Source organism: Sulfuricurvum sp. (assembly GCF_028713855.1).
Taxonomy (GTDB): domain Bacteria; phylum Campylobacterota; class Campylobacteria; order Campylobacterales; family Sulfurimonadaceae; genus Sulfuricurvum.
The window spans coordinates 74,125-95,507 of sequence record NZ_JAQTNN010000001.1; the positions used below are offsets into that span (position 1 = coordinate 74,125).

Genomic DNA, 21,383 nt, shown 5'->3' on the forward strand with positions numbered 1-21,383 from the left:
GTAATAAAAATGCTCGTTCATATCGTCATGTTTCAGTTTAAAGAAGAGAATAAAGAGGCCAATATGTCTCGGGTCAAAGAGATGCTTGAAGCATTGCCCTCTAAAATAGAGACGCTTAAAAGTATGGAAGTCGGGATCGACATCAGCCGCTCTGAGCGATCATTTGATTTGGCACTTATTTCAACGTTTGATGATCAGGCAGGATTGGATATATATGCTCCGCATTCGGCGCATCAAGAGGTTGTCAGTTTCATAAAAGAGGTAACGACGCTTTCTAAAGTGGTAGATTACATAAAATAATTTTTTCTCACTCTTATTATTGGGTATCAGTTAGCTAGTTATTAATGTTTTTGTAACAATATCGTCCTATAATGGTACAAACCACTCAAGGAGTATCACATGAAAACGTTACTAACTGTTGTATCGGCTGTAGCCGTATTGTCTACATTTGCTTACGGTGAAACTGCCGCAATGAACCAAGAAAGGGTACAAGTTCAAAACGAAATTCAAAACAAATTTCGAACGATGAGTACGGATGAACTGTTGGAAAAACGGGGAACGATGACCACTCAGCAGGAGCGTGAACAGCTTCATAATGAGCTTATGAGCCGTCAGAAAACAATGACGAAAGAACAAGCTGAGAAGTTTATGAACAAACCGGAAAATCGTGTTCCGAAAATGAAAAACCAAGGTTCAGGCAAAGGGATGATGCAAGGCGGCGGTATGGGCTCAGGCATGGGCGGTGGCGGAATGGGTGGTGGCGGAATGGGTGGCGGAGGGCGTTAATCGCCTCCACTAAATATCTACTTCCTACTCGAGTGAATATACTGCCTTTAAAGTATAATCTTCATTCGATTGCAGTGTGATGATGTCATCACCTGCATTTGCCGTTTCAACACAAACCATTTTTTTGTAGTCTTCCAGCGCTAAATCTGCTTTTTGCTCACACACCCGTATCCACGGATTCCACACGACCGCAGTTTTACTCCTCTCGGATTCAATACGTATGTTTCGCTTTAGTGTATCGTCTTGAATCACGATATCACCGCCAGCAGTGGGATAGACACGGTCGGTTTCGGCATCGATGCGGATGGCTATACCCTCTCTCTTGTCATGTCCGTTATCGGTTTGATCGGCATAGACCAATCCCTCTAGCCCTGTAATACTGACATGGGTGATATCTCCTATCGCAAAATAGGTATGTAGCGCCTGTGTAAGTTCCAATGGTGTATCTCCGAGATTGCGTGTCGTGAGCTCCATAGTGAGTTGTTTGCCTACGGTGACTTTTAGAGTTAGGCGAAAACGGTGCGGCCAAAGCGCATAGGTTTCAGGGGTATCGGTAATCTCAAACGTAATAATGCACTCTCGATCCTGAGTAATGACTGAGGATGCAACACGCCACATACGGGTACGAACTAATCCGTGATCCGGACGATTTAGCTGTTTCGGATCGGGTCCGAACCATGGCCAGCAGATCGGTACACCGCCTCGGATGGGAGTCCCCTCTTGGAAAATCGCTTTTTCGCTGAGAAACAGCAGTCCATTGTCGTTGTTAGCAAAACGGCATGATAGGAGTTGAGCACCGTACGGAGTGATTGCGGCAGTAGCGTCAGGCGTTGTGATGAGGGCGACAGGTATGCCTCCGGGACCTTCTTTAAAGACGAGATAACCTGCATTGAAGTGCAGTGAGTTGAGAGTCTCGATATCCATAAAATAATCCTTAGCTGTTTTTAAGCGCTTCGATCTCTTCGGCTTTTTCTTCGATAGTAAGCAGTTCGTCCACTTTTTCTTCATAGAGGGCTTTGGTCTTTTCCAGCTCTTCGGCTAACACACTGATCCCGATTTTTTCGTATTTTTTCGGATCGGCGAGGGAAGCATTTAGCTCATCGATCTTGGCTTCGAGTGCTTCGATTTCAGCAGGGAGTTTTTCAAGTGCGCGTTGTTCGTTGAAGGTGAGTTTGAATACTTTCGGCTTTTCGGTTTGCACCGTAACTGTAGCAGTTGAAGACTTGGAAAACTCGGCCTCCATCGCATCCATTTCAAGTAACTCTTTTTCATCTTCGAGATATTCGCTGTAAGGCTTATAACTCTCTTCGATGGTGCCGTCGCCTTTGAAGATAAAGAGTTTTTTCGCAATCTTATCGACGAAATACCTATCATGGCTTACGAGGATAACCGCTCCCGGGAAGTTTTGAAGTTTCTCTTCGAGAATGTTGATGGTGGGGATATCGAGATCATTGGTCGGTTCATCGAGTATCAGACAATCTACTTTTTTGGTAAATAGCAGGGCGAGGGCAACGCGGTTTTTCTCTCCGCCGCTGAGAACTCCTATTTTTTTATCGAGAAATTCACGCGGAAAGAGGAAATTTTTGAGATAACCGTAAACGTGATAATCCTGCCCTTGCGCATCGACACGATCTCCTCCATGAGGACAGAAGGTTTCGATGAGGTTGAGATTATCGTCCAGCATCTCACGGTGCTGATCGAAATAGCCGATGGTGAGTTCTCCTATCTTGATGATTCCGTTGGTCGGTTTGAGACGTCCGAGGAGTGCTTTGAGGAGGGTTGATTTACCGCTTCCGTTGGGACCGACGACGGCGATGACGTCTTTTTGCAAAATCCGCGTCGAGAAATCTTTAATGAGAGTTTTGTCCCCGAGTGTAAGCCCCAAATGTTCAATCTCAAAAAGCATCTTTTGTCGGTTTACCCCTTCTCCACGATTGAAGTGTTTTGCTTCGCGCTCCAACTCCAGTTTCATTTTTCGGATACGGCTTGGATTGTTTTTGGCATCTTCTCGTAGCTGCAATACGCGCTGTTTCCGTCCTTCATTCCGTTTCAGACGCGCTTTTACCCCTCTGCGGAGCCACTCATTTTCACTTTTTAGGAGTTTGAGGAGATTGTCGTGCTGCTGCGCCATGGTGCGAAGCAACTCCTGCTTTTGTTCGAGGTAGTTGCTGTAACCGCCGCTAAACTCGCGCAAGGTGCAATCCTCGACTTCGATTGTTTTGGTGGCGATTTGATCTATGAAATAACGGTCATGGGAGATAAAGAGGAGGGTAAAGCGCTCTTTGAGGATTAGCTCTTCGAGAAATTCAACCATGTAGACATCGAGGTGGTTGGTCGGTTCATCGAGCAATAAAATATCAGGTTTAAGGAGGAGTAATGAAGCTAGGGCGACACGGCGTTGTTCCCCTCCGCTGAGGAGTTCGACGTTTTTTGTTTCATACTCTTTGAGCATAAAATGGTGCATAATACGCTCGATTTTATCATCAAGATTCCACGCATTGTGATGATCGAGAAAGGTAGTGAGCTGGGATTGTTCTTGGAGCAAAAATTCATTATCGAACGCTTCTGCGAGGAGGATGGAAATCTCATCGAAACGGACTTTCGCCGATTTGAGTTCCCCTAACCCCGCTTCGATCGCTTCACGGACGTTGTGGCTTGGATCAAATTTTGGTACTTGGGAAAGCATTTTGATCTCGATTCCCTGACGGTTGATACGCTCCCCTTCATCAGCATCGAGCGAGCCGTGGACGATTTTCATCAGGGTTGATTTGCCGCTGCCATTTTTACCGACAATGACGACCCGTTCCCCTTCGTCGATATGGAAGTTGATATTCTCTAAAATTTTTTGGGCTTCGTAGTGTTTACTGACACCCAGGAGATCGACTAATGCCATTAAAATTATTCCTTAGGGAGAGTAAAACAATGATTGCGTGATAAATACCATGTTGCAATCGCGTAATCATTGTAGGGAGTTTCGCGTTGAGCTGGAGGGATTGAGTCATTCCGGAGTTTGGATCGGATGATCCCAAAGACGATGAATCCTAATAATAAAGTTCCAAGAGCTATAAACCAGTCGCTCATCCACCAGGTGAGCAGGGCAATGAAGTAGTTCCCGTAGCTAAGGGTATATCCCATCATTCGCGCTAGTAGTCTACACTGGCGTGTTGGTAATGTGGGGGTTGGATCAATATAAAAGGTTAAATGCTCATTATTCATGTCTGGAATTATAGCGGATAGGAGTTTAACGGCGGTTAATAGGCTTTGGTTTTACTGTTACCTGTGCTGATTTAAGGGCGCTTTGAGATGAAAAAGGGTCGTTCAAGACAGGAACCAGAGTGTTGATCGGAGTTTGCGGATAGCCAAAGGGAGCAAAGAGGTGCTTTGGTGCTAATGTTCCAAAACGAATAGGGAGTTCCAATGATCCAAGTTCATTGTAAATTACAGCAATATCTCCTTCTTTTAGCCCTTTTTCTTTTGCATCAGATTCATTGATCAGAAGATAGGCTGCTTCTTCGTCTTTGAGCAGTTCGGCGACGTTTCCGGTGCGGGTCATTGTATGCCACTGCTTTTTGGTTCGTCCAGTGAGGAGGATGAATTCATTCTCATTTAACTGTGGGGCAGACGAGATGATCGGATGAAATTGCGCTTTATGGGTCGGTGTAGCAAAGCGTTCATCTGCATAGAGACGTTTATCTCCCCATTGGTAAGAAAGGGATTCGTATTCTTGGGTACTTTGATCGCATAGCCGAGACTCAGTCAGTACTTTGTACTCATCATAAATTGCTTTAGTATTTGGATATTCAAAACCATTAAATCCAAGTCTCTTAGCAACCTCACAAACGATTTCACTGTCACTTTTAGCACTGATTGGTAATGGTTTAAAGACTCTAACTCGTTTGATAAAACGCTCCGAATTGGTCATGCTTCCCTCTTTTTCTCCCCATGAGAAGGTAGGAAGAACGAGATTGGCAAGAGATGCCGTCTCACTGAGAACACAATCTTGGACAACCAAAAAGAGCTCTGAATTGTTGAATGCACGCTCCGTTTTTTTCATATCAGGAAGGGTAAGAAGCGGATTGGTACAAGCAACCCATAAAAAGCGGATTTCATCGGCCAATATAGCGTCAATGGCATCGGTGATGGTGATGCCGGGAGTAGGGGAAATCGTATTTTCGGGAAGATTCCAATGTTTCTCACACGTTTCTCTGTCGTCCGAATTGCGTACATCGCGATATCCCGGAAGAGCGTTAGAGAGATATCCGACTTCCCGTCCACCCATGGCATTGGGTTGACCTGTGAGCGAGAGGGGAAGCCCCTTTTGAGCATTAACACGTCCTGTAGCTAAAAATAGATTGATGAAACCGAGATTACGCATGACACCATCGACAGCCTGATTGAGCCCTTGACACCATAGCCCGAGTATTTTTTTCTGGGATGCAAAGAGTTCAACAAGTGCTTTAGCATCGTTAAGGGAGAGTCCGCAGGATGCGATGGATTCGGCAAACGGTATTTCTATGGCAGGATTAAGCGTTTGTTCAAATCCTTCGGTAGCACGATCAATAAATACGGTATCACATGCACTTCGTCGATAGAGCTCGGCTAAGAGAGCGTTGTAAAGCGTTGTATCGCTTCCGCTGGAGAGACCGATCCATAGATCGCTCTTTTGGGCTGTTTCGGTATATATCGGATCGATGACAATGATTTTTGTATCCGGATGGGCTTTTTTACGAGCCAATATCCGACGGAAGATGACCGGATGTGCCCATGCAGGGTTGGAGCCGCTGATGATAATGGCATCGGCATCATCGATATCGGCGTAATTGCCCACTGGGCCGTCACTTCCGAAGGCCATTTTATGGGCGACGACAGCGGTTGCCATGCAAAGGCGGGAGTTCGCATCGACGTTGTTAATTCTCAAATATCCTTTGATGAGTTTTGTAAAGAGATAGCTTTCCTCGGTAAGGAGCTGTCCTGAGAGATAAAAATAAAGGGCGTTTCTTGGAAGATCGGAAATATTTTGGGCGAGGATGGTGATCGCTTCATCCCACGAGATCTCCTGAAAAGGTTTTGTCTTATCCGAGCGATAGAGCGGGGAGGTCAGACGATGGATATCGAGCGCTTTGGCCATCTGAACCGGTTTGAAACATAAATCCCCTTGGGTAGAGGAGTTTGTTTTATCCCCTTTGACTTTGTACCCGTTCTCAGTACACTCAACATTAAGTGCACATCCCGTACCGCAAAACGGGCAGCCGGTTAAGGCAGTGCTATTTGCTTTCATGGGCTGTTTTCTCGATATCGTTAGTGATCTCGGTAAAAACTTGATACCGATTGATAGGATTGGGATGGATCATTTTCTCGATAATTGCTTTAAAAGGCAGATAGCGTTTATCCAATACTTTTAAATCAAAAGCAAACGGTTTTTTCCCTTCCAATAAGGGGTCTTCAACATCATAGGCTTTGCCTCCGGTGATGGATTGAACGAGGGCCAAACCAAAGGCATAAATTTCATCACTCTCTTTATGGTTTCCACCATGGGTTTTGAGATTAAAATGAAGTATAGATTCAAGAGATTGAAGCGTAATAAAACGGTTCCATCGCATCAAAAACCCGATCGCGTAGTTGCTGTAGCGGATTTGCAGGCGGTGGATAAAATGTTCTAAACTCTCTTTAGAGACTCGTAGATCACGGTATTCACGCATTAACTCGGCAACAAATTCACGAGCCTCTTCGAGGACGATCCCTTTGAGCAACAGATGAGCTTCTTCCCCCTCACCGCTCAAGCTTCCGCCGATGAATATATCGACTCCGAGTACCGTTTTTCCGTTGCGCGGCACTTTGCATCCGACAAACCCCAAATCTCCGGCACCATGTACTCCGCACCCTTTGATACATGCTGACCAGTAAAGGCGTACTTTTGCATCCTCTAAAGGGACTTCACGACTCAAATATTCACCCATATCAATTGCATCGGGTTTCCCCGGAATGACACCGAAAGGACAGTGTTCTGATCCTGCACAGGCGATGAGGTTCGCCATATAGGGTGAGGGACGGTTCGGATATTTGAGAAAGAGAGGGGAATCTAACGCCTCGCTCTCATTACTGATTCCGGTGATGATGAGGTTTTGCTCGATCGTGAGGCGGATGCCTCCCCCTTGCGATTGTGCAATATGAGCGGCATGGAAGAGATCGGTACCGCTAAAAACACCGGAGGGGACAGCGGCATAGAGGGCAAATGTACCATCATTCAGCGCAATTTTTCCGTAATGATCCCCCCCTTCGAGTTGGGCAAGACCCATACCCGCTTTAGGCATCGGATGACCTAACTGCTCTTCAATTGCATCTCTAAAGGTATTCATTCCTACGGCTTCGATCAGAAACTTCAAACGGTTTTTATTACGGTTATCTCGAAATCCATAGGTTTTAAAGAGTGTTGCCACCGCTTCGAATACGGTTGCCGCTTCGTCCGGTGCGACAAACATATCGGCGTCATGCGCCAAACTTCCTACCCGTCCTCCCAGATAAAGGTTGAACCCGTACATTCCCTCTTTTTGTGCGAGGGAAAGGGCGAAATCCTGACCAAAAATATTACAACGGTTGCTAAGAGAACCGTTAAGCCCGATGTTGAATTTGCGAGGCAGTGTCGTAATCCAGTCAGGATTTTTTAAAAAGATCGATTGAATCTGCTCCATAATCGCTTTAGTGGAGATAATATTATCCATCGCCAAGCCATCGAGTGGATCGATGAGGATATTGCGGAAATTATCCACTCCGGTTTGATAGCTTGTGAGTCCGACGTCTTCTAACAATTTCAACGCTTCAGGGATATCTTCGATACGCAGGTAACGTAGCTCGATTTGCTGGCGGGTGGTGATATCGATGTAGTCTTGACCGAATGTCTTTGCCACATACGCAACGACCAGTGCTTGTTCAACACTGAGTCCGCCTCCGGCGATCCGTACACGAATCATAAACCTCTCAGGTGTGGCGGGACGATCGAAAACTCCGAAACTTTTAAGGACAAAATCTTTATCCTCATCACTGATCGAAGCGTAACCGCTTTTGGAATAACCAATTAGCCGTTCCCATGCTTCGGTTGCACTAAAAGAATCTTTGATCGTTTCGGTTTTGTGCCGTTTGGCACTGCGCTCGGCATTAGCTTGAGAGAGCGATGTCATGACATTCCTCCTTGGATTCATATTGGTAGGTTGGGAGAACCTGTGCTAAATTAACGACATTGCCGAACACCAAAATAGCCGGTTTAGGAGCTCCTTTGGCAGCAGTAATCAGTTCACCGAGCGTCGTGATAACAGAGCTTTGGTAGGCAGTTGTAGCATTAGAGATGATAGCAACAGGCAATGAAGAATCAATCCCTTTATCCAATGCCTCTTTGACAATCTGACGGGTACGGCTTAATCCCATTAGGACAACGGTGGTGTGATCTTCGACACTTAACATAGGAATCCATGAAAGATTTACCCGATCCCCTGAGAGATGGGCAGAAACTACCGATACACCCGTACTAACGCCACGAGCAGTGGGGGCAATTCCGGCTGAGAGAGGAGCTGAGAGTGCCGATGAAATTCCCGGGATTACTTCGGTCTCAATGGCATTTTGAGAAGCGTATATAGCTTCTTCCGTTCCTCGTCCAAAGATGTAAGGGTCACCGCATTTGAGCCGTCCTACTGTGAGACCCTGCAGTGCATATTCAGTAATCATGGCATTGATCTGATCCTGAGGAAAACTGTGTTTCCCTTTCTCTTTTCCTACAAACACAACTTTTGTTCGTGAAGGGATCAGTGCGATGATTTCATCGGTGAGAAGATGATCGATCAGAGCGACATCAAGCTTATTGATGGTTTTAAGTGCTTTGAGGGTTAGCAAATCTGCATCACCCGGACCGCATCCGATCAAATAAAGTTTTCCGTTCATCATAACTTCCTTGCAGTCTATATTCAGACTTTTTTATCTGTAAAAATAATAGTGTAAAATATCAATAAGTAAAACAAATTTATGATTATTTTTTAATCAATACATTGACTTAATTTAAAGGATCAAAAAATGGCGCTGTTTCCGATGTTTGTTGATATAAAAGATCAAGATTGTTTAGTGATCGGGGGAGGGGAAGTCGCATTGCGTAAAATCGAGCAATTGGTGAAGTTTTCTCCCAAATTGAGTGTTATTGCTCCGTCGATTCATGAAGAGATTCGCTCTATCGCAGAGGAATATCCGATTACACTGATAGAGAGAGCCTATGAACTGCAGGATTTAGAGGGACGCTTTTTGGTCATCGGGGCGTTGGATGATATAAAGGAGCAGGAAAGAATCTATGAAACGTGTATGGCAACCAAAACTCCCGTCAATTGCGTCGATTCCCCTATGTTGTGCAGTTTTATTTTTCCGGCATTGATCGTCGAGGGCGATTTGTGTGTGGGGATAAACACGGCGGGGCGTGCACCGGCAGTAAGCTCGGCATTGCGTAAATTCTTAACGTCGGTTATACCTGAGGGGATTCATGATCTGATCGATAAGGTACATGCAATTCGTCAAAACGAGCCGGTAGGTAAAGCTCGTCAAGAGAAGATTATAGGGATTTGTCGGGAGTTTTTTGATTTTCACCCCAAGGGGTGAGGATTAGAATTTATATCCGAGTTGAAGCCAAATTTTAGTGACGTTTTTGGTATAAGTAGCGACATCGCCGCCTTGGAAATAGGCAGCCTTAGCTAAGCCAGTCAAACCTTTAACTCCCGGAATGGCATTGGTATACAAAGCGTCCCACTCCGAACCTAAATCACTTTTGCCGCCCATAGCAACATCGGTCTCAAAATCATGATAAACGAGCATCGCTTTCCCAAGACCCGCAGCCGTATAACCTAGGGTTGCACTCGCATCGCATAATCCGCCGGTCGGGGTTACGAGGAACTTGTCTGCCCATCCGTTGAATTTATGCAAAGTTGCCAACGGTGTTTGAAATGCTGTTTTCCCATCACTACCGGTTGATCCGCTCAAGAACTCATATCCCGCACCGACGAGAAGTCCGTTGATATTGGCTAGTGCATCGAGATTGTAATACGTGGCATCGGCTTGAGCATTGGCTACTCCTTCGGTCGTATCACGGGATGCATCCCCTTGACTTGCATACTCGGCACGATAATCGATTTTAGCCATCGATACCGGAATATTACCCGTTAGTGCCAATCCCATAGTATCATGAAGTGAAGAGAGCATATAGTCATACGCCGTTACTTTGAGCATATCATTTACTTTATACGAACCGTTTAAAAGAATCGAATCGGTTTCGCTTACCGGAAGATTGGTGATCCCTTTGATCCCCCATACATAGCCGCCGATCAAGGTTAAATTATTGATGGTGGTATCACTGATAACTGCTGCATCAAAGCTCTGCATCATCTGTCTCCAGTCCACTGAACCGACAAAACGTTCATTATCCAAGTTAACAATCTGACGACCTACTTTAGCCGCAGTTTTTCCCAGTTTGTATTGGAGATACGCTTGTGAAAAACGGGTAGTTTCGGGATCTTTAACGATCTCGTAACCTGTATGCCCATTGGTTGAACTGTTATAGTTTTCAGCTCCGATACTTTGTACGGTTGTACCGTCAAGTTTCATGCTTAATCCATCGATCCCGAGCACTTTGGCTTCTAAACCGAGAGTTGCACGAACAGTAAACGCATCCGCATCTTTTTTAGTCGAATCCTGTATGGAAACACTCTCATAACGAGGACGAATCTCTCCATTCACTTTTGCATCACTAAAGAGGGTAAATCCCTCTGCACTGAGTGCATTTGGCAACAATGTTAAAACAGCTACAGCTGATAATGTGATTCTTTTCATCTTTATATTCCTTGTTTAAATGTTTATTCGTCATCTTTGGCAAATTTTGAGTAGAGAAACTCGATAATTGCTCCACGGCACCGAAGGTACTCCTCGTTATGCTGTAATTCCAAACGATTACGGGGACGCGGAAGATTGACTTCCAATATCTCTCCGATGGTTGCCTCAGGGCCATTGGTCATCATGATGACCCGATCACTGAGAAGTACTGCTTCATCCACATCATGGGTGATGATGACGACGGTATTACCCGTTTGCATCTGTATCCGCATTAAGTGGTCTTGGAGATTGGCGCGGGTGAGAGAATCAAGCGCGCCAAACGGCTCATCCATCAACAACACTTTCGGCTCTATCGAAAGAGCCCGTGCAATCCCGACACGCTGTTTCATCCCTCCGCTGATCTCACCGGGGTATTTGTCTTTGGCGTGATCGAGATTGACCATATCGATGTATTTCATCACATGATCCCGAATTTCAGAGGGGGACAAATCTTCACCCAGAACTTTGCGAACCGCCATCTCAATGTTTTGATAGACACTCAGCCACGGAAGTAAGGAGTGATTTTGAAACACTACAGCACGTTCCGGTCCGGGAGCGGTGATGTGTTGGTCTTCGAGTAAAATCGTTCCGTTACTGATCGTATCCAAGCCCGCTATGAGGTTGAGGATCGTCGATTTTCCGCATCCTGAGTGTCCGATGATCGAGACGATCTCGTTTTCACGGATATCGAGCTGAACGTCTCGAAGAGCAACGTACTCTTTGCCGCCGCCGAGAGGAAAAATCTTATCGACGTGATCGATCTTTAAAAAAGGTTTTGCACTCATTTGAGTCCTCGCTTGCGATAATCAAAGAAATCGGCGATAAGCCCCATCAAGGTATCGAGAATATACCCGATAACCCCGATGAGAATGATGCCGATGATAATATGGGCATAGTTGAGATTGTTGTACTCATCCCAAATCCAAAAACCGATTCCTACCCCGCCGGTGAGCATTTCTGCCGCGACGATAACCAGCCATGCAATCCCCAGTGAGAGACGCATTCCCGTAAAGATAAACGGTACGGCTACGGGGAGAATGATCTGAAAGACTCTCTCAAACGGGGTGAGTTGAAGTACCCGAGCCACGTTGAGATAATCTTCACTCACACTGCGTACCCCCAGCGCCGTATTGATAATGATCGGCCAGATTGAGGTGATAAATATGACGAAAATCGCCGTCGTATTGACCTCTTTAAACACGAACAATGCCAACGGAAGCCACGCAAGCGGCGATACCGGTTTGAGAATCTGGATGTAGGGATTGAACGCGGTATACGCGTTTTTAGACATACCGATCAACAACCCTACGGGAACACCTACCGCGATAGCGATGGCAAATCCTCCGAAAACACGTGCGAGTGAATTCCCCAACTGTAACGCGATCCCCTGATCTCCCGCTCCGTTGTTATAAAACGGATTGGAAAGGACGACGAGAAGTTCTCTCCACACATCTGAGGGGGTAGGAAACCCTGGAATTTTTATCGCGGTATAGGACCATATCCCAAGCACGACCCCCAGAAGGAGTAAGGGAAGGAAAACGGCATTTAAATATTTTGGAACCATTGTTTCTCCTTTAGACTTATTTCGCGGATACTTTCCACGTATTCACTTTCATAAGTGCTTCTTTGGTAATTTTCGGCGATTTGATCGGGGCGTTAAAGATATAATCGACCGATTTGTTCGGATCAAATGTTACGCCGTCGATAAATTTCTTTTCCACTTTCCACTGGGTGGCAGGGAGGGCGTAATTGACCTCTTTAGCCGCTTTAGCAAACAGATCGGGACGGTAGACGCTTTCAACCGCTTTTTTCATGTCAATCGCGTGATCGAGTTGTCCCCAACGGATCATTTGAGTCACTTGCCATAAACCATGGCTGTAATAGGGATAAAGAGCCTGTTTCTTACCGAAAACGTTGAAGTTCGGCATCGGCGTATTGACACCGTTGGTGAACATATAGGTTCCCGTCATCGAGTTGTCGATAACATCCGACGGTGCGTTAACGTAAGATTTACTTGAGAGGATTTTAGACGCCTCACGACGGTTATCCCATGAGGCATCGAGCCACATCCCCGCTTCGATGACCGCTTCGATCATTTGTTTGGTGGTTTCGGGATATTTATCGACAAACTCTTTTTGAACACCGAGCACTTTCTCCGGACCATCTTCCCAGAGTTGGTATCCTGTAATCAAAGTTTTACCGACATTTCCCATAACTGTACGTTGATTCCACGGTTCACCGACACAAAATCCGTCGATATTTCCGGCGGTCATGTTCGCGACCATTTGAGGCGGTGGAACGACTTTGAGGGCAACATCGGCGTCAGGATTAACTCCTCCGGCTGCCATCCAGTAACGGAGATGGTAGTTGTGCGTACCCGTCGGAAAGGTCATACCAAATTCAGGAACTCCCATGGTTTTGGAAGCGATTACTTTTTTAAGCGCTGCGGCAGAACCTTTTTTCGTAGCAACCGGATCGGCCGCCATCATGGCGTCATACATTTTATTCGATACGCTGATGGCATCGCCGTTTTGCCCCAATGCCATCAAGGCAACCATGTTTTTTTGACTGCTTCCGACACCCAGCGTCGATGCGATCGGCATTGCCGCGAGCATGTGCGATGCATCGAGCTCTCCGACGGTCATTTTGTCACGAACGTTTGCCCAAGAAGCTTCTTTACTTAGCTCAACATTGAGACCGTGTTTGGCAAAGAATCCTTTTTCTTTCGCGATAACCAGTGCCGCACAATCGGTGAGGGGAATAAACCCAATTTTGAGATCTGTTTTCTCCGGTGCCGCCATGGCGATAGTGGCAGCGAGGGATAGCAATAATGCACCTTTTCCTAAAACATTCAAACCTTTCATATGAAAGCTCCTTAATAAGATTTTTTTGTCCGAAATAATTGTAGAGCAAAATATACGAAATAGATACAACTTTATGATTAAAAAATAATCAATATACTGTTTATAGTTTGTTATCTGCTACAGAAGTGTTTGAACCGATCTATTGGTGGGCGGTTGCAGCTGTTAGTGTGATTGTTTTATTGGCAGAAGAAGGGAGAAAGTGACTGGTACGTCTTAAAGCCGTTTAATTTTGCGAAGCATTACATCATCCACAATTTCATTCAAACGCATGGCAGAGTACATTTCTAACATTTCTTGACGCCATTTATCCCATTGTGCGTGAAGCGCACACGGAGTTTCAGCTTCGCATTCACCGATCCCAAGTACGCACGCATCGAAAAACACCGATCCATCCACCGCTTCGATAATCGAGAGAAGGGTAATCTCTGCGGGGTCACGAGCAAGAGTAACTCCCCCTGACGCTCCCCGTTGAGAGATTAAAATACCGCCATGGACGAGTTTCTGAAGTGATTTTGCCATAAAAGGAAATGGCAGCCCTAACGCATCACTGATCACTTGTATTCGATGAAATTCTCCGGCAGGGTGGGTCGAGAGCCATACGGCGGCACGGATCGTATCTTGGCAAGCGGAGGAGAGCATGGAAAACCTTTAAAAGAATGTGATGGAGAATTGTGACATATAAAAAGAAATTTTGGGTATTGGATAGGAAAAATATCGAAGTGAGAACTAAGTTGCGATCAGTAAAATGCGAATCATGCAAAAAATAATTATTAATCAAAAATTTTATGGTTCTATCGAACTGGAAAATAGCGAAGAAGCTGCGCGCGTTTTTTCCAGAGTAAAAAATGCTTTTGGAGCGGGAAAGAGGATGGAAATCGGTATTATTTTCCCTCCCTATAAGCTCAAAGCATTGGAGAGTTATCAAAAGGGTGGGGCAAGGGAGGAATTGGCAGATATTGAGCTTTATATTGAGCTTGGCAGAATATTGAAATTTGATACATCGGATGCTTTGAAACTCAAAAATAAGATTGAACTGACCAACGATATCGCCCATAATCACTATAATATATCCAAACGTCTGACCCTTATCAATAAACAAAAAGCGACACAAAATGAGGGGCACTATTTATTTTGGGATATCGAAAATTTTTCCAATATTGGATCGATGTTTAATGACGTTATTGAAAAGTTTACTATCCCGGATAACCGAATTTACGTAGCTGCCAATCCCGATTCACTTTATTTGTTTAAAAGTACGTGGGAGGCAGATTTATATGATTACAAAAAAACACTCAATTCCTTCAACTTTACCAAGTGCAATCATGGGAAAAACGTCGCTGATGATGTGTTATTAGGATCTTTTTTAGGATTGTCACTTAAAAATACCAATGTGTATCTAATGACATTTGATCGCGAACTCAAAGAGCGATTTTCGGCGGTTACCGATCCAAGCAATAATCTCTATATCCTAGAAAAATAAGGTCACTTTTTTCTTGAAGATTATTTGTAGCTTAGATTATCACCTCATGGGGCTTTCCATTGGAGTTGTAGATCATATTTATCCATAAAATGTCGATATAAATAGACATTATGGTATATTTTAAGAACTAGGACGGAGAAAGTTGGTTTTATGTTAAAAAAATTTATCAAATGCTGTCGTAGAAATTTTTTCTTACAGATAACCGTTCTATTTCTTCCTATAGCGATTGGGATTATAGGGATGGCTATTTACAGTTATGATGCTGAAAAAAAACGAGAATATACCCTTAATGCATCGAATCAATTAGCCATTCTAAATATGGGAAGAAATTCTATCCGCCAAGCTTTGGATAGAGTCAAGTATGATGTTCAATATCTTTCCCATTATCATGAGTTTGAGGATTATGTTATGACCGGCTCGTCTGAAATGGTGGTGCATCTGAGTCATGATTTCAAATTTGTGATGGGAAATCGTCGTGTTTATGATCAGATTCGTTGGATCGATGAAACTGGAATGGAGCAGTTTCGGATTAATTTTAATAGCGGTTCTCCTGCCCTTATCTCTTCTCAATATCTTCAAAATAAAAAAGGGCGTTACTATTTTTCGGATGCGATGCGCTATCACGAAGGGGAAACTTATTTTTCTCTATTTGATTTAAATGTGGAGAATGAAAAAATAGAAATTCCCTATAAGCCGATGATACGTGCCGCTACACCGGTTATAGATAAAAACGGTCATAAAAAAGGGATATTTATCATCAATTATCTAGGGGATGAATTGATTCGTAAATTTATTGATGCAACCGCTATCTCTAACGGGGATGTAATGTTGCTCAATAGTGAGGGATATTGGCTCAAAGGGATAAAAAATAGCGATGAATGGGGGTTCATGTTCAATCGTAACGATTTGTCTCTCGCACATCGCAATCCGTCTGTGTGGCAACGAATTAGCAAAGAGGAAGAGGGACAATTTGTCGATGAAAAAGGATTATGGACATTTATGACGATTCATCCACCGGTAAATACGCGGGAGGAAACCGAAAAATCGACATGGAAAGCCGTTATACTGCTTTCCACTGACAAACTTTATGCCAAATCCGATACTCTTTTTTTCCATCTCTCTATATTTGCGGTGCTGGGGTTGATCACGGCAGGGATTGGGAGCTTCACTCTGGCATATCTATACCGGAAAAAGCAGTTGACACTCAAAGAACTTTCCAAACTGCATCAAAGAACGGAAGGGATTTTACGCGCTGTTCCTGACATGATTATGCAAGTCGATAAGGATAAACGGTATGTATGGGCTAATGATATAGGGATCGAGTTTTTCGGCGAAGATGTAATTGGAAAAGAGGCGCCGTATTATTTCGAAGGGGAACAAGATACTTATACGATTGTTCAGCCTCTCTTTAGCGGTGAAAATCATGCCGTTTATGTCGAAAGCTGGCAGCGGCGACGTGACGGTGAAAAACGTCTTTTAGCGTGGTGGTGCCAAACACTTAGAGATGAAGAGGGCACCGTCACCGGAGTCCTCTCGACAGCTCGGGATATTACCGACGAATATCAAATTCAGAAGAACCTGAAAGAGTCTGAAAAAAAATATAAAAATCTTGCTCAAGCGATGGAACAGGTCGATGATATTTTGTACATCACCGATAAGTTCGGAAATATTTCGTATGTAAACGGTGCGTATTGCCGTCATACCGGCTACACCCAAGCGGAAGTTCTCGGACAAAATGCGCGCATTTCAAAATCGGGAATGCATGATCGTGAGTTTTATAAGGGATTGTGGACAACGATCCTCAGCGAAGAGGTGTATCGCAATACGCTGATAAACCGAAAGAAAAACGGTGATTTGTATTATGAGAAAAAAACTATTACTCCTCTCAAAGATGATAACCAGCAAATAGTTGGGTTTATTTCAAGCGGAAAAGATGTTACACAAGAAACGATGCTGCATCAGGAGGTCGAGCGTATCGCTACGATCGATAGTCTTACGGGCATCTATAACCGTCGTAAATTTGAAGAGCTTTTTACCCTCGAAAGTGAGCAATCACGTCGATTTTACTATCCTCTTTCTATGATAATGATTGATATTGACCATTTCAAATCGGTTAATGACACGTATGGCCATAATGTTGGAGATGAGGTACTGAAACAGCTAGTAAATATTGTGCAGGAGAATATTCGTATAATCGATATATTTGCGCGATGGGGTGGTGAAGAGTTTCTAATATTAAGCCCGAATACGAATTTGGACAATATCCGAACATTGGCTGAAAAATTACGTATAGCGGTTGAAAAAGCAGTTTTTCCAACGATCGGGCATGTAACGATCAGTTTGGGAATCAGTACTTTTGGTAAAGAGGATTCTTTCAGCGGATTATTCAAACGCGTTGATCATAGCTTATATTATGCAAAAAAGCATGGAAGAAATCAGATAGGGATAGAATCGTACGATGAGACTTTTGATTGAATCCAGCTATCTTATTTTGAGACATAAAGCCAAAAAGTCAAAGTTTCGAGTGCCAAAAGGATAAAAAAACCGATTTTGTAAAACGTTACAGGGGAGCGTTCGATGAGCTGCGTCTCTTTGCAGAAGAAAGGTTTCACTTTTTCGGGTGATTTAAGTTCGTAAAAAAACTCAGAATAGTGACGATAGCGCATATCCGGTGTGATCGCGATGGAGCGCATAATGACGGAATCCAGCCACAGCGGAATATTGCTGTTGAGTTTGATCGGATTCTTCGCTTTTTTAAACGTCGGATTCTGGAACGGTTCAATCTCTCCATAGGGGAATTCTCCCGTGAGCGCCCAATAGAGTGTCACCCCGATCGAGAAAATCTCAGTCGATTCGTTGATAACGCTTCCGCTAAAGCGCTCAGGTGCGAGGTAGGTTGGTGTTCCTGCACGGGAATTCGTCGAAAAAATCTCGACAATAGAGCCGAAATCAACCATTTTAAATTCGACTCCAGCTTCACCATCTCGTTGGTATACGAGAATATTTTCAGGTTTGATATCACCGTGCACGAGACCTAAATGCAGCAGATGTGCTTCGGCACGATGGAGGAATTTTCCCAGTGCGATGGCATTGTCCACCGAAAGAGGGCGGTTTTTAAGATACTCTTGCAAATTTACCCCCTCCACCAGCTCCATCAGATAATAGCGCATACTTCGCACCTCAGGAACCCACGCATGACCGAACGCTTTGTGGGTGATCTGTTTGGCAACCCATGCTTCACGGACAAAGGCATCAAGAGCTTCTTCATCATTCGACATGGGGAATTTCATCACGTATGTTTGCTCTTCTTTGGTTACTTTCCAAATACGGCCATGTTCCATCATAGGGCTGATGAGCGTGTATCCGTCGATAATTTCCCCGACACTGAGAGTTTCAGGGATGGGAAGGGGGATATTTTTGATGGCATGAAGGGGATCGAGGGATTCGATGCGGAAAATCTGGAGTGACATATCATCGCGATCACTCGGCTCACACGTTTGGGCTGCATGTTGGATAATCGTGGAGGAACCCAACCCTTTTTTCAGCAGTTCGAAAAAACTCTTTTCATCCAGCAGATTGTAAACCCCATCACTGCAAAGAATGAGCGTATCCCCGATCGCAATAGGGGTGGACATGATAACAGGATCAATATTTTCACTCAGTCCGCACGCCTGCGTTAAGACATGAGATAAGTATTCATCGTCCATCGTGTGATCGTTGCTGAGGCGGCGAAACTCTCCTTCTGCGGTGAGGAGATAAATGCGTGAATCTCCGAGGTTGAGGGTATAGAGGGTTTCCCCTTCGATGATGGCGAGGCAGAGTGTCGTGAGGAGTTCGATTTGGCCGTATTGAGCCATTGATTCTTTGAAAAGGAGACTGTTGATGTGGCGGGTAAACACTTCCATCGTTTTGGGAATATCCCACGCTTTGGGACGATTTTTGAACTGATCGATAAAAAATTTGACGCATTGGCGTGCGGCAGTCCCACCCCGCTTGGCACTTCCGACCCCATCGCACAAAACACTCACCAAAAGAGCATTATCGATGATGGTGTAAGCACACGCATCGTCTCCGGTGGTGTGCGGTTTGGGGAAAAGGTATTCGGAAGCTTGTACTGCGAGCATTTAAATCCTTGCGCCGGTGTTTGCGCCCCACGTTGTTCTCCAACGTGTTTTGACTAAGCTGATCCCTGAAATGGCGATCATCACCATTCCTGAAAAGATCAAAAATCCGGTTCCGTAGCCATCAAACGTGCTCTGGGACCATCCGAAGGTTTTGATAAGCGCAGATCCGCCCAGACCGCCTGCCGCACCGATAAGTCCCGTCATAATACCGATATCTTTACCGAATCGCTGCGGCACGAGCTGAAATACCGAACCGTTTGCCATTCCGAGATTTGCCATAATCAAAAACATCACCACAATCGCTGCCCAAAACGGCAGAGCAACAAACGCACTGATCAGGGAGAGAACGACAATCATACCGAAAAAAATGTAAAGCGATTTAATTCCACCCATCTTATCGGCGAAAGCACCGCCTACAGGGCGAAGCATCGCACCGGCAAAGATACAAAGCGCGCCGAAATAGCCGGCGATTACTTTGACATTCCCTTCATTCATCACATCCAGTCCGAATGCAGACATGTCCGTTTGATAGGTATTCATCAAATAGACTTTCATATAGTTGGCGAATCCGATGAACCCTCCGAATGAGACCGCGTAAAAAAGGTTAAACCACCAGGTATCACGATCTCTCATCAGTTTCATATAATCACGCAGTTTCTTCGGATTAGGTTTATAGACATTTGCGGGAGCATCTTTTGCTAAAAATACATACGCTACCAATACAATCGTAGAGAGGACGGCACCGACGAGAAAAACCGATTGCCATCCCCAAATCTCTGCAATTTTAGGGGCGAACAAAAAGTCGATGACAACACCGATATTTCCAGCCCCTGCAATACCTAAAACCGTCCCTTGAAGACGGGGAGGGTACCATTGACCCGCTTGCGGTAAGGCTACGGCAAACGATGCACCTGCAAATCCAAGACCCAGCGCTACCCACAACAGTTGGTTATACGTGATCGAGTCAGCACTCGCATAGGCAAAAAAGAGGGTGCAAATCACGATTATCTGAGAGACCAACGCCGTTTTCTTCGGTCCGAACTTATCGACAAAGACTCCCAATACAATCCGTAACAATGCTCCAGCTAGAACCGGAACGGCCAACAAGGTCGCTTGTTGCGCATCATTGAGGGCAAAGCCGCGTGAGTTGAGTGTTTCTGCGATCTCGGTTGCTAATGGCCCCAGCATGGTCCACATCATAAAACTAAAGTCGAAATATAAGAAGGCGGCGAGCAGTGACGGCCAATGCCCCTCTTTTTTTAAATCTCCGAATTTCACTCTATACTCCTATTTAGGATTTTTTTATCTTGATAATTGTAGCAGTTTTAAAATACTAAGTAATCAGTATGATGGTTAAAAAATAATCAATCAAAAAATTAGTGTCACTGTTGTTTATACGTTAATACTTCTAAAGATAAAATTCTGAAAAGCAAAAGGATGCCAATATGACAAATAAAACAGTGATATCTTTTATTTCAGTACTTTTTATTACAATGGGAGCGAACGCAGGACAAATCGATGGTAATGCCGTACTAGGCAGTATGGTGGGTGCCGGTGTCGGTTCGGCTGTAGGATCTTCAGCAGGCGGTAGAGACGGAGCAATCATCGGCGGAGGATTGGGCGGTGCCCTCGGTGCAGCAATCGGTAGCAGGAGAGAGCCTGCACGCGTAGAGAGTCGGTATGATCATCGAAGACATCATAGACATCATGAACACAGACATGAATATGATCGAGATTAATTCAACGATTCACGAACAATTTCACGGTATAGTATAAGGATTACATGTAAGGGAGTCTCTTATGCTCAGTGAATTTAAAAAGTTTCTTATTTCAGGAAATGTTGTTGATATGGCAGTTGGATTTATTTTCGGTGCGGCGTTTGCGACCGTTATAAAATCATTGGTTGCCAATATCATTATGCCTCCGATCGGATTATTGATGGGCGGTGTTGACTTTTCATCGCTGTTTATCGCACTGGACGGAAAAGAATACGTTTCATTGGCAGCTTTGGATGCGGCTGGCGCTCCGGCCATCAAACTCGGCCTTTTTGTAAATGATGCGATTTCGTTTACCATTTTGGGATTTGTAATGTTTATGATGGTAAAAGCCTATAATAAGCTCAAATCTGCCGAACCTGAAGCCGAACCAGCCGTTGTGACAACCAAAGTATGTCCTGAATGTGCTATGGAGATTCCGTTGGCGGCAAAAACATGTCCGCACTGTCATACAGCGCAATAA

General features: G+C 44.6%; 20 protein-coding genes. 7 read left to right on the top strand and 13 right to left on the bottom strand.

The window, feature by feature from the left end:
- Positions 1 to 9 precede the first annotated feature (9 nt).
- Positions 10 to 300, top strand: coding sequence for a Dabb family protein (locus PHI47_RS00420; RefSeq protein ID WP_299932322.1), 291 nt, complete (start codon positions 10 to 12; stop codon positions 298 to 300).
- Positions 301 to 399: 99 nt separating this feature from the next.
- On the top strand, positions 400 to 786 hold the full coding sequence (locus PHI47_RS00425; protein WP_299932325.1) for a hypothetical protein: 387 nt from the start codon (positions 400 to 402) through the stop codon (positions 784 to 786).
- 24 nt (positions 787 to 810) lie between these two features.
- On the opposite strand, the gene PHI47_RS00430 is transcribed toward PHI47_RS00425, so the two are convergent.
- Genes PHI47_RS00430 through cobA form a run of 6 tightly spaced genes read right to left on the bottom strand, consistent with a single transcriptional unit; the run spans position 811 to position 8,718 of the window.
- Positions 811 to 1,710 (bottom strand): D-hexose-6-phosphate mutarotase, encoded by a 900-nt coding sequence (locus PHI47_RS00430; protein WP_299932328.1) that lies wholly within the window; start codon positions 1,708 to 1,710, stop codon positions 811 to 813.
- 10 nt (positions 1,711 to 1,720) lie between these two features.
- Positions 1,721 to 3,679: an ABC-F family ATP-binding cassette domain-containing protein gene (locus PHI47_RS00435; protein ID WP_299932331.1), complete on the bottom strand. Its 1,959-nt coding sequence runs from the start codon at positions 3,677 to 3,679 to the stop codon at positions 1,721 to 1,723.
- Positions 3,680 to 3,684: 5 nt separating this feature from the next.
- Positions 3,685 to 4,002, bottom strand: coding sequence for a hypothetical protein (locus tag PHI47_RS00440; RefSeq protein WP_299932333.1), 318 nt, complete (start codon positions 4,000 to 4,002; stop codon positions 3,685 to 3,687).
- A gap of 25 nt (positions 4,003 to 4,027) precedes the next feature.
- Complete coding sequence (locus PHI47_RS00445) at positions 4,028 to 6,064, bottom strand: molybdopterin-dependent oxidoreductase (RefSeq protein ID WP_299932335.1); 2,037 nt, start codon at positions 6,062 to 6,064, stop codon at positions 4,028 to 4,030.
- Positions 6,051 to 7,961, bottom strand: a complete 1,911-nt coding sequence (locus tag PHI47_RS00450) for a ferredoxin--nitrite reductase (RefSeq protein ID WP_299932337.1) — start codon at positions 7,959 to 7,961, stop codon at positions 6,051 to 6,053. The genes PHI47_RS00445 and PHI47_RS00450 overlap by 14 nt, the downstream gene beginning before the upstream one ends.
- Complete coding sequence (gene cobA, locus PHI47_RS00455; RefSeq protein WP_299932339.1) at positions 7,939 to 8,718, bottom strand: uroporphyrinogen-III C-methyltransferase; 780 nt, start codon at positions 8,716 to 8,718, stop codon at positions 7,939 to 7,941. The genes PHI47_RS00450 and cobA overlap by 23 nt, the downstream gene beginning before the upstream one ends.
- A 126-nt stretch (positions 8,719 to 8,844) precedes the next feature.
- Between cobA and PHI47_RS00460 the strand changes: the two genes are divergently transcribed.
- Positions 8,845 to 9,414, top strand: a complete 570-nt coding sequence (locus PHI47_RS00460) for a bifunctional precorrin-2 dehydrogenase/sirohydrochlorin ferrochelatase (RefSeq protein WP_299932341.1) — start codon at positions 8,845 to 8,847, stop codon at positions 9,412 to 9,414.
- 3 nt (positions 9,415 to 9,417) lie between these two features.
- On the opposite strand, the gene PHI47_RS00465 is transcribed toward PHI47_RS00460, so the two are convergent.
- The 5 genes from PHI47_RS00465 to PHI47_RS00485 all read right to left on the bottom strand — a co-directional run bounded on the left by PHI47_RS00465 (position 9,418) and on the right by PHI47_RS00485 (position 14,180).
- Positions 9,418 to 10,638, bottom strand: coding sequence for an alginate export family protein (locus tag PHI47_RS00465; protein ID WP_299932344.1), 1,221 nt, complete (start codon positions 10,636 to 10,638; stop codon positions 9,418 to 9,420).
- Positions 10,639 to 10,661: 23 nt separating this feature from the next.
- On the bottom strand, positions 10,662 to 11,462 hold the full coding sequence (locus PHI47_RS00470) for an ABC transporter ATP-binding protein (protein WP_299932347.1): 801 nt from the start codon (positions 11,460 to 11,462) through the stop codon (positions 10,662 to 10,664).
- Positions 11,459 to 12,241, bottom strand: coding sequence for a nitrate ABC transporter permease (ntrB, locus tag PHI47_RS00475; protein ID WP_299932349.1), 783 nt, complete (start codon positions 12,239 to 12,241; stop codon positions 11,459 to 11,461). Before ntrB ends, PHI47_RS00470 begins: the two co-directional genes overlap by 4 nt.
- 16 nt (positions 12,242 to 12,257) lie before the next feature.
- Positions 12,258 to 13,541: a CmpA/NrtA family ABC transporter substrate-binding protein gene (locus PHI47_RS00480; protein WP_299932351.1), complete on the bottom strand. Its 1,284-nt coding sequence runs from the start codon at positions 13,539 to 13,541 to the stop codon at positions 12,258 to 12,260.
- Positions 13,542 to 13,754: 213 nt separating this feature from the next.
- The gene (locus PHI47_RS00485; RefSeq protein WP_299932353.1) at positions 13,755 to 14,180 is read right to left on the bottom strand and encodes an Rrf2 family transcriptional regulator; all 426 of its coding nucleotides are present in this window, start codon (positions 14,178 to 14,180) and stop codon (positions 13,755 to 13,757) included.
- A 115-nt stretch (positions 14,181 to 14,295) separates the two neighbouring features.
- Here PHI47_RS00485 and PHI47_RS00490 point away from each other — a divergent pair, with 115 nt between their 5' ends.
- A complete protein-coding gene (locus PHI47_RS00490; RefSeq protein WP_299932355.1) occupies positions 14,296 to 15,021 on the top strand; it encodes a hypothetical protein in 726 nt (241 codons plus the stop codon).
- A 240-nt stretch (positions 15,022 to 15,261) separates the two neighbouring features.
- Positions 15,262 to 17,496: a diguanylate cyclase gene (locus tag PHI47_RS00495; protein WP_299932358.1), complete on the top strand. Its 2,235-nt coding sequence runs from the start codon at positions 15,262 to 15,264 to the stop codon at positions 17,494 to 17,496.
- Positions 17,497 to 17,507: 11 nt separating this feature from the next.
- Here PHI47_RS00495 and PHI47_RS00500 read toward each other — a convergent pair whose 3' ends face one another.
- Positions 17,508 to 19,145 (bottom strand): bifunctional protein-serine/threonine kinase/phosphatase, encoded by a 1,638-nt coding sequence (locus PHI47_RS00500; RefSeq protein ID WP_299932361.1) that lies wholly within the window; start codon positions 19,143 to 19,145, stop codon positions 17,508 to 17,510.
- On the bottom strand, positions 19,146 to 20,423 hold the full coding sequence (locus PHI47_RS00505) for an MFS transporter (RefSeq protein WP_299932364.1): 1,278 nt from the start codon (positions 20,421 to 20,423) through the stop codon (positions 19,146 to 19,148).
- A gap of 167 nt (positions 20,424 to 20,590) precedes the next feature.
- Between PHI47_RS00505 and PHI47_RS00510 the strand changes: the two genes are divergently transcribed.
- Positions 20,591 to 20,884 carry a glycine zipper domain-containing protein gene (locus PHI47_RS00510; protein ID WP_299932367.1) on the top strand — a complete coding sequence of 98 codons (294 nt, stop codon included), beginning with the start codon at positions 20,591 to 20,593 and terminating at the stop codon, positions 20,882 to 20,884.
- 61 nt (positions 20,885 to 20,945) lie between these two features.
- On the top strand, positions 20,946 to 21,383 hold the full coding sequence (gene mscL, locus PHI47_RS00515) for a large conductance mechanosensitive channel protein MscL (RefSeq protein WP_299932370.1): 438 nt from the start codon (positions 20,946 to 20,948) through the stop codon (positions 21,381 to 21,383).